General features: G+C 71.8%; 14 protein-coding genes. 12 read left to right on the top strand and 2 right to left on the bottom strand.

What is annotated here, in order from left to right; translation table 11 throughout:
- Window positions 1-4: 4 nt before the first annotated feature.
- On the top strand, window positions 5-550 hold the full coding sequence (locus ACSLTV_RS10420; protein WP_432134432.1) for an HIT family protein: 546 nt from the start codon (window positions 5-7) through the stop codon (window positions 548-550).
- 3 nt (window positions 551-553) lie between these two features.
- On the opposite strand, the gene ACSLTV_RS10425 is transcribed toward ACSLTV_RS10420, so the two are convergent.
- Together ACSLTV_RS10425 and ACSLTV_RS10430 are read right to left on the bottom strand one after the other, a co-directional pair.
- Window positions 554-2,215: a hypothetical protein gene (locus ACSLTV_RS10425; RefSeq protein WP_432134431.1), complete on the bottom strand. Its 1,662-nt coding sequence runs from the start codon at window positions 2,213-2,215 to the stop codon at window positions 554-556.
- A gap of 187 nt (window positions 2,216-2,402) precedes the next feature.
- A complete protein-coding gene (locus ACSLTV_RS10430) occupies window positions 2,403-4,598 on the bottom strand; it encodes an elongation factor G-like protein EF-G2 (RefSeq protein WP_432134430.1) in 2,196 nt (731 codons plus the stop codon).
- A gap of 258 nt (window positions 4,599-4,856) precedes the next feature.
- On the opposite strand from ACSLTV_RS10430, the gene pgsA reads away from it, so the two are divergent.
- The 11 genes from pgsA (at window position 4,857) to yajC (ending at window position 14,019) form a co-directional block, all read left to right on the top strand.
- A complete protein-coding gene (pgsA, locus tag ACSLTV_RS10435; protein WP_432134627.1) occupies window positions 4,857-5,591 on the top strand; it encodes a phosphatidylinositol phosphate synthase in 735 nt (244 codons plus the stop codon).
- Entirely contained in the window at window positions 5,588-6,496 is a 909-nt protein-coding gene (locus ACSLTV_RS10440; RefSeq protein WP_435612006.1) for a phosphatidylinositol mannoside acyltransferase, read from the top strand. The genes pgsA and ACSLTV_RS10440 overlap by 4 nt, the downstream gene beginning before the upstream one ends.
- Entirely contained in the window at window positions 6,493-7,662 is a 1,170-nt protein-coding gene (locus tag ACSLTV_RS10445; protein ID WP_432134428.1) for a glycosyltransferase family 4 protein, read from the top strand. The genes ACSLTV_RS10440 and ACSLTV_RS10445 overlap by 4 nt, the downstream gene beginning before the upstream one ends.
- 144 nt (window positions 7,663-7,806) lie before the next feature.
- Entirely contained in the window at window positions 7,807-8,358 is a 552-nt protein-coding gene (locus ACSLTV_RS10450) for a hypothetical protein (protein WP_432134427.1), read from the top strand.
- A 124-nt stretch (window positions 8,359-8,482) separates the two neighbouring features.
- Window positions 8,483-9,388, top strand: coding sequence for a pyridoxal 5'-phosphate synthase lyase subunit PdxS (gene pdxS / locus ACSLTV_RS10455; protein ID WP_432134426.1), 906 nt, complete (start codon window positions 8,483-8,485; stop codon window positions 9,386-9,388).
- A 7-nt stretch (window positions 9,389-9,395) separates the two neighbouring features.
- The gene (gene pdxT, locus ACSLTV_RS10460; protein WP_432134425.1) at window positions 9,396-10,004 is read left to right on the top strand and encodes a pyridoxal 5'-phosphate synthase glutaminase subunit PdxT; all 609 of its coding nucleotides are present in this window, start codon (window positions 9,396-9,398) and stop codon (window positions 10,002-10,004) included.
- A gap of 49 nt (window positions 10,005-10,053) precedes the next feature.
- On the top strand, window positions 10,054-10,806 hold the full coding sequence (locus ACSLTV_RS10465) for a YebC/PmpR family DNA-binding transcriptional regulator (RefSeq protein ID WP_432134424.1): 753 nt from the start codon (window positions 10,054-10,056) through the stop codon (window positions 10,804-10,806).
- A 203-nt stretch (window positions 10,807-11,009) separates the two neighbouring features.
- Window positions 11,010-11,558 (top strand): crossover junction endodeoxyribonuclease RuvC, encoded by a 549-nt coding sequence (ruvC, locus tag ACSLTV_RS10470; RefSeq protein ID WP_432134423.1) that lies wholly within the window; start codon window positions 11,010-11,012, stop codon window positions 11,556-11,558.
- Complete coding sequence (ruvA, locus tag ACSLTV_RS10475) at window positions 11,555-12,160, top strand: Holliday junction branch migration protein RuvA (RefSeq protein ID WP_432134422.1); 606 nt, start codon at window positions 11,555-11,557, stop codon at window positions 12,158-12,160. Before ruvC ends, ruvA begins: the two co-directional genes overlap by 4 nt.
- Window positions 12,161-12,226: 66 nt before the next feature.
- A complete protein-coding gene (ruvB, locus tag ACSLTV_RS10480) occupies window positions 12,227-13,300 on the top strand; it encodes a Holliday junction branch migration DNA helicase RuvB (protein ID WP_432134421.1) in 1,074 nt (357 codons plus the stop codon).
- A gap of 218 nt (window positions 13,301-13,518) precedes the next feature.
- A complete protein-coding gene (gene yajC, locus ACSLTV_RS10485) occupies window positions 13,519-14,019 on the top strand; it encodes a preprotein translocase subunit YajC (RefSeq protein WP_432159221.1) in 501 nt (166 codons plus the stop codon).
- Window positions 14,020-14,058: the final 39 nt, after the last annotated feature.

Below are 14,058 nucleotides of genomic sequence, written 5' to 3' on the forward strand. Positions count from 1 at the left end.
ACGCATGACGAGTGAGCCGGAGCAGCAGATCGGAGTCGGGACGCGGGACGCGTTCCAGCGCCTGTGGACGCCCCACCGGATGGCGTACATCCAGGGCGAGAACAAGCCGACCGGCCCCGGGGCCGACGACGGCTGCCCGTTCTGCTCGATCCCGGCCAAGTCCGACGAGGACGGGCTGATCATCCACCGCGGAGAGCACGTGTACGCGGTGCTGAACCTCTACCCGTACAACGGCGGCCACCTGATGACCGTGCCCTACCGCCATGTCGCCGACTACACCGACCTCACCGGCCCGGAGACCGCCGAGCTGGCGGAGCTGACCAAGCAGGCGATGACCGCGCTGCGCACGGCGTCCGGGGCGCACGGGTTCAACATCGGCATGAACCAGGGCACGGTGGCCGGCGCCGGCATCGCCGCCCACCTGCACCAGCACGTCGTCCCGCGCTGGGGCGGCGACACCAACTTCATGCCGGTCGTCGGCCACACCAAGGTCCTGCCGCAGCTCCTCGCCGACACCCGCGCCATGCTGGCGGACGCCTGGCCGGTGTGAGGGTCACGCGTCGTACAGGTCGGCCTTCTTCGGGGAGACGTCCTGGACCGACCCGCTCAGCGCGGACGACCGTGAGCTGAACTTCTCTATGTCGACGCGGTGCTCCTCCAGCACCCGGAGCGCGGCGTGGTGCACCCGGCGCAGCACCGGCGTGGCGGCACGCAGCACGTCGTCGCTCATGAAGCGGTTGTCCCAGGGCTGCCCGGCCCAGGCGTGGCGCAGGCCGAACGGCTCGGGCAGGCCCAGCGAGCCGCCGAGCCAGTTCAGCAGCGGCGGGTACCAGCTGAGCGTGGCGCGCGCGGCGAGGCGCACCACCTCGTCCGGGGTGACCAGCGGCAGGCTGACCTTGCGGGTCTCCCAGAACCGCACGGTCTTGGCGACCTCTTTGGTCGGTGCCTCGGGCTTGCTCAGGAACAGGCCGTTGACCGGGCCGAGGGCGTGGCCGGTGACCTCGATGCGCAGGGTCTCCTTGAGGACGGTCACGGTGACCATCATGGTGATGATCAGCTGGCCGTCCCACAGGGACCACTGCACGCCCAGGTAGTGCCGGTCGCCGCTGTCGAACTGCTTCTCGTTGCAGATCGTCTCCATGGCCTTGGGCTTGACCTGGTAGGCCTCGACGTCCGGTCCCTCGGGGCGGGAGACGGCCTTGGCGTCCCTGCCGACCGCGGTGACGATCCAGTCCTTCACGGTCGGGGTGGGGAAGCCGCCGGTCTTCAGGCGCTGGCGGGGCAGGAGTTTCAGCTCGTCGTGGATGGCGCGGGCGACGGTCCAGCTGCGGAACTCGTGGATGCCGAGCTGCGGGTCGGCCGGGACCAGTTCCTCCGCCAGCTGCCAGGCGCCCCACCGGGTGCCCATGCCGAGGATGCCCTTGGGACCCGCGTAGAAGAGGGTGTTGGACTGCTGTTCGGCGCTGAGCCGGGCCAGGGACTGGCGCAGCTGCTCGGCGGCCGTCTGGTTGGGGCTGGTGGGGACGGCCTCGGGAACCTTGGCGCCGATGCTGCTGCCGGACAGCAGGCTGTCCCAGCGGGCGCGCAGGTCCTTCGCGGTGCTCTCGCAGACCCGGCGGGCGAGGAACCAGCCCGCGACGGGCGCGACGACCGCGCCGCGCGCGTACCAGCCCCAGAAGCCGGCGAACGGCATCCGGACCAGGAACAGCACGGCGAGCGCGCCCACGCCGACGAGGAGGGCGGTGGCCGCGCCGGAGAACCGCTTGTTGTCGAGCTTGCCCAGGGTGGCCCGGATCTGGAAGACCAGCAGCCAGACCAGCAGACCCGGCAGGAAGAGCACGCCGCACAGCAGCATGATGGCGGTGAGCTTCTTGTCCCGTTCGCGGCGGATCCGGTTGGCCGCGAGGCAGTGCTCGACCACGACCTGCGGCTGGGTGCCGAACGACTGGATGAGGGGTTTGCGGCCGACGCCGAGCATGCGGTCGACGACCGCCTGGGAGAACGCCTCGCCGAGGTTGGGGCGGAAGATCTTCGCCCATGGGCGGCCGGTGTTGACGGCGGACTGGTGCCACTCGTTGTCCGCCTTCTTGATGTCCTCCAGCGGGTTGTCCCGGTAGGCCGCCGAGGCCAGGGCGAAGGTGGGTGTCTGTCCCTCGTCGCCCGTCCGCGGGACCTGTGGTCCGAAGAAGTCCGCGTAACCGCCGTCAACGGTCATTCCCGCCCCCCAACGCCGTCATGCTCGCTCCTGCGGCCTTCCCGACTTCGGTGCTCGGCACACCTGTTGATCAGGTCATCAGGGTATCGGCCGGCACCGACACGCGTCGGCGGACGGCCGAAGCCGTCCGCCGGATCGGGAACTCTCCTGCCGCACGCGTCGCTTCCGTGCGGCCGTGTGTCAACGCCTAGCCGCTCTTCTCCTGTTCGCGGAGCTTGTCGGCCACTTGCTGCGGCATCGGTTCGTGCCGGGCGTAGGCGCGGTCGAAGCGGGCGGTGCCGTGGGACAGCGAGCGCAGGTCGAGGGAGTAGCGGCCGATCTCGATCTCGGGCACCTCGGCGCGCACCACGGTGCGCCCGCCGCTGGTCTGCTCGGTGCCCAGGACCCGGCCGCGGCGGCCGGACAGATCGCTCATCACGGCGCCCACGTACTCGTCGCCGACCAGCACGCTCACCTCGGCCACCGGTTCCAGCAGGTGGATCCTGGCGTCGGCGGCGGCCTCCCGCAGGGCGAGCGCGCCGGCCGTCTGGAAGGCCGCGTCGGAAGAGTCCACCGAGTGCGCCTTGCCGTCCAGCAGGGTGACCCGCACGTCGATCAGCGGGTAGCCGGCGGCGACGCCCTTGGCGGCCTGCGCACGCACCCCCTTCTCGACGGACGGGATGAACTGCCGCGGCACGGCCCCGCCGACGACCTTGTCGACGAACTCGATGCCGGAGCCGCCGGGCAGCGGCTCCACCTCGATCTCGCAGATGGCGTACTGGCCGTGCCCGCCGGACTGCTTGACGTGGCGGCCGCGTCCGGCGGACTTCCCGGCGAAGGTCTCACGCAGGGAAACCCTGTGCGGGACGACGTCGACCTGGACGCCGTAACGGCTGCGCAACCGCTCCAGGGCGACGTCGGCGTGGGCCTCGCCCAGGCACCACAGGACGACCTGGTGGGTGTCCTGGTTCTGCTCCAGGCGCATCGTCGGGTCCTCGGCGACCAGCCGGGCCAGGCCCTGGGAGAGCTTGTCCTCGTCGGCCTTGCTGTGCGCCTGGATGGCCAGCGGCAGCAGCGGGTCGGGCATCCGCCACGGCTCCATCAGCAGCGGGTCGTCCTTGGCGGAGAGGGTGTCGCCGGTCTCGGCGCGGCTCAGCTTGGCCACGCACACCAGGTCGCCGGCGACGGCGTGGGAGACCGGGCGCTGCTGCTTGCCGAACGGGCTGGACAGGGCGCCGACGCGTTCGTCGACGTCGTGGTCCTCGTGGCCGCGGTCGGCGAGGCCGTGTCCGGAGACGTGCACCGTCTCGTCGGGACGCAGGGTGCCGGAGAAGACGCGGACCAGGGAGAGCCGGCCGACGTAGGGGTCGGAGGAGGTCTTCACGACCTCGGCGACCAGCGGTCCGTCGACGTCGCACGGCTTGAGGTCGCGCGGCTCGCCGTCGATGGTGGTGACGCCCGGCGCCGGGTGTTCGAACGGTGTGGGGAAGCCGCGGGTGATCAGCTCCAGCAGCTCGACGGTGCCGAGTCCCTGCTTGGCGCCCTCGGCGGCGGGCGCGGCGGCGAGCACCGGGTGGAAGGTGCCGCGGGCGACGGCCCGTTCCAGGTCCTCCACGAGCGTCTTGACGTCGATCTCCTCGCCGCCGAGGTAGCGGTCCATCAGGGTCTCGTCCTCGCTCTCGGCGATGATGCCCTCGATGAGCCGGTTGCGTGCGGCGGTCAGGTCCGGCAGCTGGTCCTCGCGGGGCTGTACCTCCTGGCGGCTGCCGGAGGCGTAGTCGAACAGCTGCTGCGAGAGCAGCCCGATCAGCCCGGTCACGGGCGCGTGCCCGTCGGGTGCCTGCGGGCCGCGCAGGGGCAGGTACAGCGGGAGTACGGCGTCGGGGTCGTCGCCGCCGAACGCCTCGGCGCAGATCCGGGTCATCTCCTCGAAGTCGGCGCGCGCCGCCTCCAGGTGGGTGACGACGAGGGCGCGGGGCATGCCGACGGCCGCGCACTCCTCCCACACCATGCGGGTGGAGCCGTCGACACCGTCGGAGGCGGAGACGACGAAGAGAGCCGCGTCCGCCGCGCGCAGACCGGCCCTCAGCTCCCCGACGAAGTCGGCGTACCCGGGGGTGTCGAGGAGGTTGATCTTGATGCCGTCCCATTCGACGGGTACCAGGGACAGCTGGACCGAGCGCTGCTGGCGGTGCTCGATCTCGTCGTAGTCGGAGACGGTGCCGCCGTCGGCCACGCGGCCCGCCCGGTTCACGGCCCCCGCGGTCAGCGCGAGAGCCTCCACCAGAGTCGTCTTGCCCGAACCGGAGTGGCCGACCAGCACCACATTCCGTACGGACGCGGGGTGGTCGGCCGCCACTGCCCTGCCGGCGGCCCCGGGGTGTGTCTGTGTCTTGTCGCCCATGATCCTGCCTCCCGTGCACGGTGAGGTCACTGGGGGCGCGGGCACCACGGCGCTGCCTCAGGACGGCGACGGCGACGCCCGCGGTTCTTCGAGCTTTCCACTCCCGTCACGGTGCGTCCATACGAGCGACGGGTTCGGGCCACCCGGCGCGCGCGGCCTGCCCGTACGGCTGGGCCGCCCGGTCCGCGACCGGTGTCCGGGACGGACGTGACGCCGGTCCGGGTGCCCGGCGGTCGTCCACGCGCGCGCGTGGCTACGATGGGCCAGCCGGTGGCCAGCAGGGGCCGCGGCGCCACACCGACCGTCGGGAAGGCCATGCTGAACAAGTACGCGCGTGCATTCTTCACGCGTGTTCTCACACCGTTCGCCGCGTTTCTCATCCGCCGGGGCGTGAGCCCCGACACCGTGACGCTGATCGGCACCGCCGGTGTCGTCGCGGGAGCGCTGGTCTTCTACCCCATGGGCGAGTTCTTCTGGGGCACGGTGGTGATCACGCTGTTCGTGTTCTCCGACCTCGTCGACGGCAACATGGCCCGCCAGCTGGGCCGCTCCAGCCGCTGGGGCGCCTTCCTGGACTCCACGCTGGACCGGGTCGCCGACGGCGCGATCTTCGCCGGGTTCGCCCTCTGGTACGCCGGCCGCGGAGACGACAACGTGCTGTGCGCGGTCGCGATCTTCTGCCTGGCCAGCGGTCAGGTGGTGTCGTACACCAAGGCGCGCGGTGAGTCGATCGGTCTGCCGGTGGCCGTCAACGGCCTGGTGGAGCGCGCCGAGCGCCTGGTGATCTCCCTGGTGGCGGCCGGTTTCGCGGGACTGCACAAGTTCGGGGTGCCGGGTATCCAGTACCTGCTGCCGGTCGCCCTGTGGATCGTCGCCGTGGGCAGCCTGGTGACGCTGGTGCAGCGGGTGGTCACCGTCCGCCGTGAGTCCGCCGAGGCCGAGGCGGCCGCCGCCACTCCCCAGGAACCCCAGGGGAGGGAGACGGCCCAGTGAGCGCCCGGGAGCGGCTGACCGACACGCTGTACGGAGCCGGCTGGGCCTTCGTCAGGAAGCTGCCCGAACCGGCTGCGGTGCGCCTGGGCCGGACCATCGCCGACATCGCCTGGAGACGGCGCGGCAAGGGCGTGCGGCGCCTGGAGGGCAACTACGCGCGCGTGGTGCCGGACGCGAGCCCGGAGCGCCTGGCCGAGCTGTCCCGCGCGGGCATGCGGTCCTACCTGCGCTACTGGATGGAGTCGTTCCGGCTGCCGGCCTGGAGCGAGGAGCGCGTCAGGGGCGGCTTCGCCCCCAAGGACGTGCACCACCTGACCGAGGGCCTGGCGGCCGGCGACGGCGTCATCCTCGCGCTGCCGCACCTGGCGAACTGGGACCTGGCCGGGGCCTGGGTCACCACCGCGCTCAGGACGCCGTTCACGACGGTCGCCGAGCGCCTGAAGCCGGAGACGCTCTACGACCGGTTCGTCGCGTACCGGGAGGGCCTCGGCATGGAGGTGCTGCCGCACAGCGGCGGCTCGGCCTTCGGCACCCTGGCCCGGCGGCTGCGCGACGGCGGCCTGGTCTGCCTGGTCGCCGACCGGGACCTGTCCGCGTCCGGGGTCCCGGTCACGTTCTTCGGTGAGACGGCGCGGATGCCGGCCGGGCCGGCGCTCCTCGCGCAGCAGACCGGCGCGCTCCTGCTGCCGGTGACGCTGTGGTACGACGACTCGCCCGTCATGCAGGGCCGGGTGCATCCCCCGATCGAGGTACCGGCGTCAGGCACCCGCGCGGAGAAGACGTCCGTCATGACACAGGCGCTGGCCGACGCCTTCGCCACGGGCATCGCCGAGCATCCGGAGGACTGGCACATGCTGCAGCGGTTGTGGGTCGCCGACCTGGACCCCGAGAAGGGCTCGCCGTGAGGATCGGCATCGTCTGCCCGTACTCCTGGGACGTGCCGGGCGGCGTCCAGTTCCACATCCGCGACCTCGCCGAGTACTTCATCCGGCTCGGCCACGAGGTGTCCGTCCTGGCCCCGGCCGACGACGACACACCCCTGCCGCCCTACGTGGTCTCGGCCGGCCGGGCCGTTCCGGTGCCGTACAACGGCTCGGTGGCGCGGCTGAACTTCGGCTTCCTGTCGGCGGCCCGGGTACGGCGCTGGCTGCACGACGGCCACTTCGACGTGGTGCACATCCACGAGCCGACGTCGCCGTCGCTGGGCCTGCTGACCTGCTGGGCGGCCCGGGGACCGATGGTGGCGACCTTCCACACCTCCAACCCGCGCTCCAAGGCGATGATCGCCGCGTACGCCATCCTGCAGGCCGCCCTGGAGAAGATCAGCGCGCGGATCGCGGTCAGCGAGTACGCCCGCCGCACCCTGGTCGAGCACCTGGGCGGGGACGCCGTGGTGATCCCGAACGGCGTGGACGTCGACTTCTTCGCCAAGGCGGAGCCCAGGCCGGAGTGGCAGGGGGACACCATCGGCTTCATCGGCCGCATCGACGAACCGCGCAAGGGCCTGCCGGTCCTGATGAAGGCGCTGCCGAGGATCCTCGCCGCGAGCCCGCGGACCCGGCTGCTGGTGGCCGGGCGCGGCGACGAGGAGGAGGCGGTGGCGGGCCTGTCGGCCGAGCTGCGGCCCCGGGTGGAGTTCCTCGGCATGATCAGCGACGAGGACAAGGCGCGTCTGCTGCGCAGCGTCGACCTGTACGTCGCGCCCAACACCGGCGGCGAGAGCTTCGGCATCATCCTCGTCGAGGCGATGTCGGCCGGTGCGCCGGTGCTCGCCTCCGACCTGGACGCGTTCGCGCAGGTGCTGGACCAGGGGGCGGCGGGCGAGCTGTTCGCCAACGAGGACGCGGACGCGCTGGCCGAGGCGGCCGTACGACTCCTGGGGGACCCGGACCGCCGTGCGGAACTGCGCGCCCACGGCAGTACCCATGTGCGTCGGTTCGACTGGTCGACGGTCGGTGCCGACATCCTCTCGGTCTACGAGACGGTCACCGCGGGCGCGGCGGCCGTGGCGGCCGACGACCGGGAACCGGGCACCGGCTTCCGGTCGCGGTTCGGCCTGGCCCGGGACTGAGGGAACCGAGGGGGAGGGGCGGGGTTCCCCCGGTTCGGGTAGGCGCTCCGCGGTCGGTCGGGGCAGGGCGGGGCTGGGCGCCGGCCGCGTCACGCGGTGCCCGGGGCCACGGGGCCAGCGCCGCCGGGCCTCTGGCGCGTAATCTTGCCGCCCGTGACCGCAACCCTCATCTGGACCCTCGTCGTCCTCGTGGCGATCGGCCTCTACCTGAGCTGGACGGCGGGCCGGCTGGACCGGCTGCACGCCCGGATCGACGCGGCCCGCGCCGCGCTGGACGCCCAGTTGCTGCGCCGGGCGTCGGTGGCGCAGGAACTCGCCACCTCGGGCGTGCTGGACCCGGCGGCGTCCATCGTCCTGTACGAGGCCGCGCACGCGGCCCGGCAGGCCGAGGAGGAGCAGCGGGAGGTCGCCGAGAGCGAGCTGAGCCAGGCGCTGCGGGCGGTGTTCGCGGACGCCCAGCAGGTCGAGGTGGTCCGCGAGGTGCCCGGGGGAGAGGGGGCGGCCCACGAGCTCACCGAGGCCGTCCGCCGGGTGCCCATGGCCCGCCGCTTCCACAACGACGCCGTGGGCGCGGCCCGCAGGCTGCGCGAACACCGCAAGGTGCGCTGGTTCCGGCTGGCCGGCCACGCGCCCTTCCCGATGGCCTTCGAGATGGACGACGAACCGCCCACGGCCCTGGTGGACCGGGCCGCGTAGCCGGCGTGAGGCGACCGGCGGCGAAAACGATCCACCGGGTTGGCATTGGCCCTTGCTGTGGACTGGTCCCTTCGCGTTTCCTCGGGGTGCAGAAAATCCTCTTTTCCTTCAGCGAGGTCAACCCGTGTCCATCACCGAGAACCAGGCTCCCGAGACCGGCACCGCGCGCGTGAAGCGCGGTATGGCCGAGCAGCTCAAGGGCGGCGTGATCATGGACGTCGTCACCCCGGAGCAGGCCAAGATCGCCGAGGACGCGGGTGCCGTCGCCGTCATGGCCCTCGAGCGGGTCCCGGCCGACATCCGCAAGGACGGCGGCGTGGCCCGGATGTCCGACCCGGACATGATCGAGGGCATCATCGAGGCGGTGTCCATCCCGGTGATGGCCAAGTCCCGCATCGGCCACTTCGTCGAGGCCCAGGTCCTGCAGTCCCTCGGCGTGGACTACATCGACGAGTCCGAGGTCCTCACCCCGGCCGACGAGGTCAACCACTCCGACAAGTGGGCCTTCACCACTCCCTTCGTCTGCGGTGCCACCAACCTGGGCGAGGCCCTGCGCCGCATCGCCGAGGGCGCCGCGATGATCCGCTCCAAGGGCGAGGCCGGCACCGGCAACGTCGTCGAGGCCGTCCGCCACCTGCGCCAGATCAAGAACGAGATCGCCAAGCTGCGCGGCTTCGACAACCACGAGCTGTACGCCGCCGCCAAGGAGCTGCGCGCCCCCTACGAGCTGGTCAAGGAGGTCGCCGAGCTGGGCAAGCTGCCGGTCGTGCTGTTCTCCGCCGGTGGCGTGGCCACGCCGGCCGACGCCGCTCTGATGCGGCAGCTCGGCGCCGAGGGCGTCTTCGTCGGCTCCGGCATCTTCAAGTCCGGCGACCCGGCCAAGCGCGCCGCCGCCATCGTGAAGGCCACCACCTTCTACGACGACCCGAAGATCATCGCCGAGGCGTCCCGGAACCTGGGCGAGGCCATGGTCGGCATCAACTGCGACACCCTCCCCGAGACCGAGCGCTACGCCAACCGCGGCTGGTAACCCACCCATGACCGAAGCACCTGTGATCGGCGTCCTGGCCCTCCAGGGCGACGTACGGGAGCACCTCGTCGCCCTGGCCGCGGCCGACGCCGTGGCCAGGCCGGTGCGGCGCCCCGAGGAACTCTCCGAGGTGGACGCCCTCGTGCTGCCCGGCGGCGAGTCGACCACCATCTCCAAGCTGGCCGTCCTCTTCGGGGTGATGGAGCCGCTGCGCGCGCGCGTGCGCGCCGGGATGCCCGTCTACGGCACCTGCGCCGGCATGATCATGCTCGCGGACAAGATCCTCGACCCGCGCTCGGGCCAGGAGACCGTCGGCGGCATCGACATGATCGTGCGCCGCAACGCCTTCGGCCGGCAGAACGAGTCCTTCGAGGCCGCGGTCGACGTCAAGGGCGTCGCCGGCGACCCCGTGGAGGGCGTCTTCATCCGCGCCCCCTGGGTGGAGTCCGTCGGAGCCGAGGCCGAGGTTCTCGCCGAGCACGAGGGCCACATCGTCGCGGTCCGTCAGGGCAGCGCGCTGGCCACCTCGTTCCACCCGGAGCTGACGGGCGACCACCGCGTCCACGCCCTGTTCGTCGACATGGTGCGCGCGAACCGGGGCGCGGAGTCCTTGTAGGATTCCTGGCGTTCGTTGTCTGGATGGGTTACGCGAAGGAGACAGGCAGATGTCCGGCCACTCTAAATGGGCCACGACGAAGCACAAGAAGGCCGTGATCGACGCCAAGCGCGGCAAGCTCTTCGCGAAGCTGATCAAGAACATCGAGGTCGCGGCGCGCATGGGCGGCGTCGACCTCGACGGCAACCCGACGCTGTACGACGCCGTCCAGAAGGCGAAGAAGTCGTCGGTCCCGAACAAGAACATCGACTCCGCTATCAAGCGGGGCGGCGGCCTGGAGGCCGGCGGCGCCGACTACGAGACGATCATGTACGAGGGCTACGGCCCGAACGGTGTCGCGGTGCTCATCGAGTGCCTCACCGACAACCGCAACCGCGCCGCCTCCGAGGTCCGCGTCGCCATGACCCGCAACGGCGGCTCGATGGCCGACCCGGGCTCGGTGTCGTACCTCTTCAACCGCAAGGGCGTCGTGATCGTCCCCAAGGGCGAGCTGGCCGAGGACGACGTCCTGGGCGCGGTCCTGGACGCGGGCGCCGAGGAAGTCAACGACCTGGGCGAGAACTTCGAGGTCATCAGCGAGCCGACCGACCTGGTCGCGGTCCGCACCGCCCTCCAGGAGGCGGGCATCGACTACGAGTCCGCCGACGCCAACTTCGTCCCGACCATGCAGGTCGAGCTGGACGAGGAGGGCGCGAGGAAGATCTTCAAGCTGATCGACGCGCTGGAGGACAGCGACGACGTGCAGAACGTCTTCGCCAACTTCGACGTCAGCGACGAGGTCATGGAGAAGGTCGACGCGTAACGCCGCCCCCAGCCGAGCGGTCCCGGCGGGCCGGTGGGACACACCCCACCGGCCCGCCGCGTTGTCACTGCCAGCGGATAGCCTGACGAGAGTCAAAGATCGCCGTCCACGGGCCGTAACCATCAATTGAGGAACCACAACGGCGCTTGACCAGGTCCGCGAGAGCGGCGGCGGTTCAGCCGCAAAGAAGGGAGGGGGCCGAGGTGCGCGTACTGGGGGTGGACCCGGGTCTGACCCGGTGCGGGGTCGGCGTGGTCGAGGGGGTCGCCGGGCGCCCGCTGACCATGGTCGGCGTCGGAGTCGTCCGCACGTCCGCCGACGCGGACCTGAGTCACCGCCTGCTCGCCGTCGAGCAGGGCATCGAGCAGTGGCTGGACGAGCACCGGCCCGAGTTCGTCGCCGTGGAACGCGTCTTCAGCCAGCACAACGTGCGCACGGTGATGGGCACCGCCCAGGCCAGCGCGGTCGCCATGCTGTGCGCCGCCCGCCGCGGCATCCCGGTCGCCCTGCACACCCCCAGCGAGGTCAAGGCCGCCGTCACCGGCAGCGGCCGCGCCGACAAGGCGCAGGTCGGAGCCATGGTCACCCGCCTGCTGCGGCTCGCCGCCCCGCCGAAACCCGCCGACGCCGCCGACGCCCTCGCCCTCGCCATCTGCCACATCTGGCGCGCCCCCGCGCAGAACCGCCTGCAGCGGGCCGTCGCCCTGCACACCGCCCAAGCACCGACCCCCTCGAAAGGCCGTACGGCATGATCGCCTTCGTCAGCGGCACAGTGGCCGCCCTCGCCCCGGACGCCGCGGTCGTCGAGGTCGGCGGTGTCGGCATGGCCGTGCAGTGCACGCCGAACACGCTGTCCGCGCTCCGGCTCGGCCGGCCCGCGAAGCTGCACACGTCCCTCGTGGTGCGCGAGGACTCCCTGACTCTCTACGGATTCGCCGACGACGACGAGCGGCAGGTCTTCGAACTGCTGCAGACCGCCAGCGGGGTCGGACCCCGCCTGGCCCAGGCCATGCTCGCCGTGCACACGCCGGACGCGCTGCGCAGAGCCGTCTCCACCGGCGACGAGAAGGCGCTGACCGCCGTCCCGGGCATCGGCAAGAAGGGCGCCCAGAAGCTGCTGCTCGAACTCAGGGACCGCCTCGGCGAGCCGATCGGTGCCCCTGCGGTCGGCGCACCGGTCAGCCAGGGCTGGCGCGACCAGTTGCACGCCGCGCTGATCGGTCTGGGGTACGCGACCCGGGAGGCCGACGAGGCCGTGGCCGCCGTCGAACCCCGCGCCGCGGCCGCCGAGGGCACCCCGCAGGTGGGGCAGCTGCTCAAGGCCGCCCTGCAGACCCTGAACAGAGCCCGCTGACCGGCCGAGCCCGCCGACCGCCCGTGACCCCCCCGTGACCCCACCCCACCCGCTGAGGCACATCACATGAACTGGGACGACACGACCGACACCGCCTCCGACGAGGAGCGGCTCGTCGGTGCGTCCGCCGACCGCGAGGACCAGGCCGTCGAGGCCGCGCTGCGCCCCAAGGACCTGGGCGAGTTCATCGGCCAGGAGAAGGTCCGCGAACAGCTCGACCTGGTGCTGCGCGCCGCACGCGCGCGGGGCGCCACCGCCGACCACGTGCTGCTCTCGGGCGCCCCCGGCCTCGGCAAGACCACCCTGTCGATGATCATCGCGGCCGAGATGGGCGCCCCCATCCGCATCACCTCGGGCCCCGCCATCCAGCACGCCGGCGACCTCGCCGCGATCCTCTCCTCCCTCCAGGAGGGCGAGGTCCTCTTCCTCGACGAGATCCACCGCATGTCGCGGCCGGCCGAGGAGATGCTCTACATGGCGATGGAGGACTTCCGCGTCGACGTCATCGTCGGAAAGGGCCCCGGCGCCACCGCCATCCCGCTCGAACTGCCCCCCTTCACCCTGGTCGGTGCCACCACCCGCGCGGGGCTGCTGCCGCCGCCCCTGCGCGACCGGTTCGGCTTCACCGCGCACATGGAGTTCTACGAGCCCGGTGAGCTGCAGCGGGTCGTCCACCGCTCCGCGCACCTGCTCGACGTCCACGTCGACGGGGACGGCGCCGCCGAGATCGCCGGCCGCTCCCGCGGCACCCCCCGTATCGCCAACCGGCTGCTGCGCCGGGTGCGCGACTACGCGCAGGTCAAGGCGGACGGCATCGTCACCCGCGACATCGCGGCCGCCGCCCTCGCCGTGTACGAGGTGGACGAACGCGGACTGGACCGGCTCGACCGCGCCGTGCTGGAGGCACTGCTGAAACTGTTCGGCGGCGGCCCGGTCGGGCTGTCGACGCTGGCCGTCGCGGTGGGGGAGGAGCGCGAGACGGTCGAGGAGGTCGCCGAGCCCTTCCTGGTCCGCGAGGGCCTGCTGGCCCGTACTCCCCGGGGCCGGGTCGCCACCCCGGCGGCCTGGGCGCACCTCGGACTCACCCCGCCGCGCCCGTCCGGCGCCGGAAACGGACAACCGGACCTGTTCGGGACCTGACATGACATGTTCGGGACCTGTCACGGGATCCGTTCGAGACGTGATGCGGTTGTGACGGCGAGCGCAGTGGCCCGAGCAGGAACCCGGGTGCCATGCTGAGCGTTGTTCCCTGCGTGGAGACTCGCTTAGACTCCGCCGATGCCGCCCTTGTGGGTGGTGCACACACCCCCATCCCAACAGGCCGCTCCGCCGCGGTCGTGCGAAGGAAATGTCGTCCCGTGAATAGCCTCGTGACTCTCCTCCCGTTCATCGTGCTCATCGGGGCCATGTTCCTGATGACCCGCTCGGCCAAGCGCAAGCAGCAACAGGCCGCCGACATGCGGAACCAGATGCAGCCCGGCTCGGGCATCCGCACGATCGGCGGTATGTACGCCACGGTCAAGGAGGTCAGCGACGACACGGTTCTCGTCGACGCCGGCCCGGGTGTCGAACTGCTCTTCGCGAAGAACTCGATCGGTGCCGTCCTGACCGACGAGGAGTACAACCGCATCGTGCACGGCATCGAGCACGACCTGAAGTCCGACGTCGTCCCGGACGACGCCTCCTCCCTCACCGAGACCGACGAGACCGAGTCCGCCGCTGCCGCCGCCTCGGACGACGACGCCCCGGTCGACCTCGGCAAGAAGGAGGCGGCCGAGGAGCCGTCCGAGAACGCTCCCGCCGAGGCGAAGGCGGGCGACGAGGCGAAGAAGACCGACGGCGACACCGGAGCGAAGTAGTCACGGTCCGGGGGGGGGGGGGGGGGGGGGGGGGGGGGG

Origin of the sequence: Streptomyces sp. bgisy159 (genome assembly GCF_965341775.1) — a bacterium.
Classification (GTDB): domain Bacteria; phylum Actinomycetota; class Actinomycetes; order Streptomycetales; family Streptomycetaceae; genus Streptomyces.

Coding starts and splice junctions, on each gene's coding strand:
- ACSLTV_RS10420 (WP_432134432.1), top strand. CDS start 5: ATGACGAGTGAGCCGGAGCAGCAGATCGGAGTCGGGACGCGGGACGCG.
- ACSLTV_RS10425 (WP_432134431.1), bottom strand. CDS start 2,215: ATGACCGTTGACGGCGGTTACGCGGACTTCTTCGGACCACAGGTCCCG.
- ACSLTV_RS10430 (WP_432134430.1), bottom strand. CDS start 4,598: ATGGGCGACAAGACACAGACACACCCCGGGGCCGCCGGCAGGGCAGTG.
- pgsA (WP_432134627.1), top strand. CDS start 4,857: ATGGGCCAGCCGGTGGCCAGCAGGGGCCGCGGCGCCACACCGACCGTC.
- pdxT (WP_432134425.1), top strand. CDS start 9,396: ATGACCGAAGCACCTGTGATCGGCGTCCTGGCCCTCCAGGGCGACGTA.
- ACSLTV_RS10465 (WP_432134424.1), top strand. CDS start 10,054: ATGTCCGGCCACTCTAAATGGGCCACGACGAAGCACAAGAAGGCCGTG.
- ruvA (WP_432134422.1), top strand. CDS start 11,555: ATGATCGCCTTCGTCAGCGGCACAGTGGCCGCCCTCGCCCCGGACGCC.
- ruvB (WP_432134421.1), top strand. CDS start 12,227: ATGAACTGGGACGACACGACCGACACCGCCTCCGACGAGGAGCGGCTC.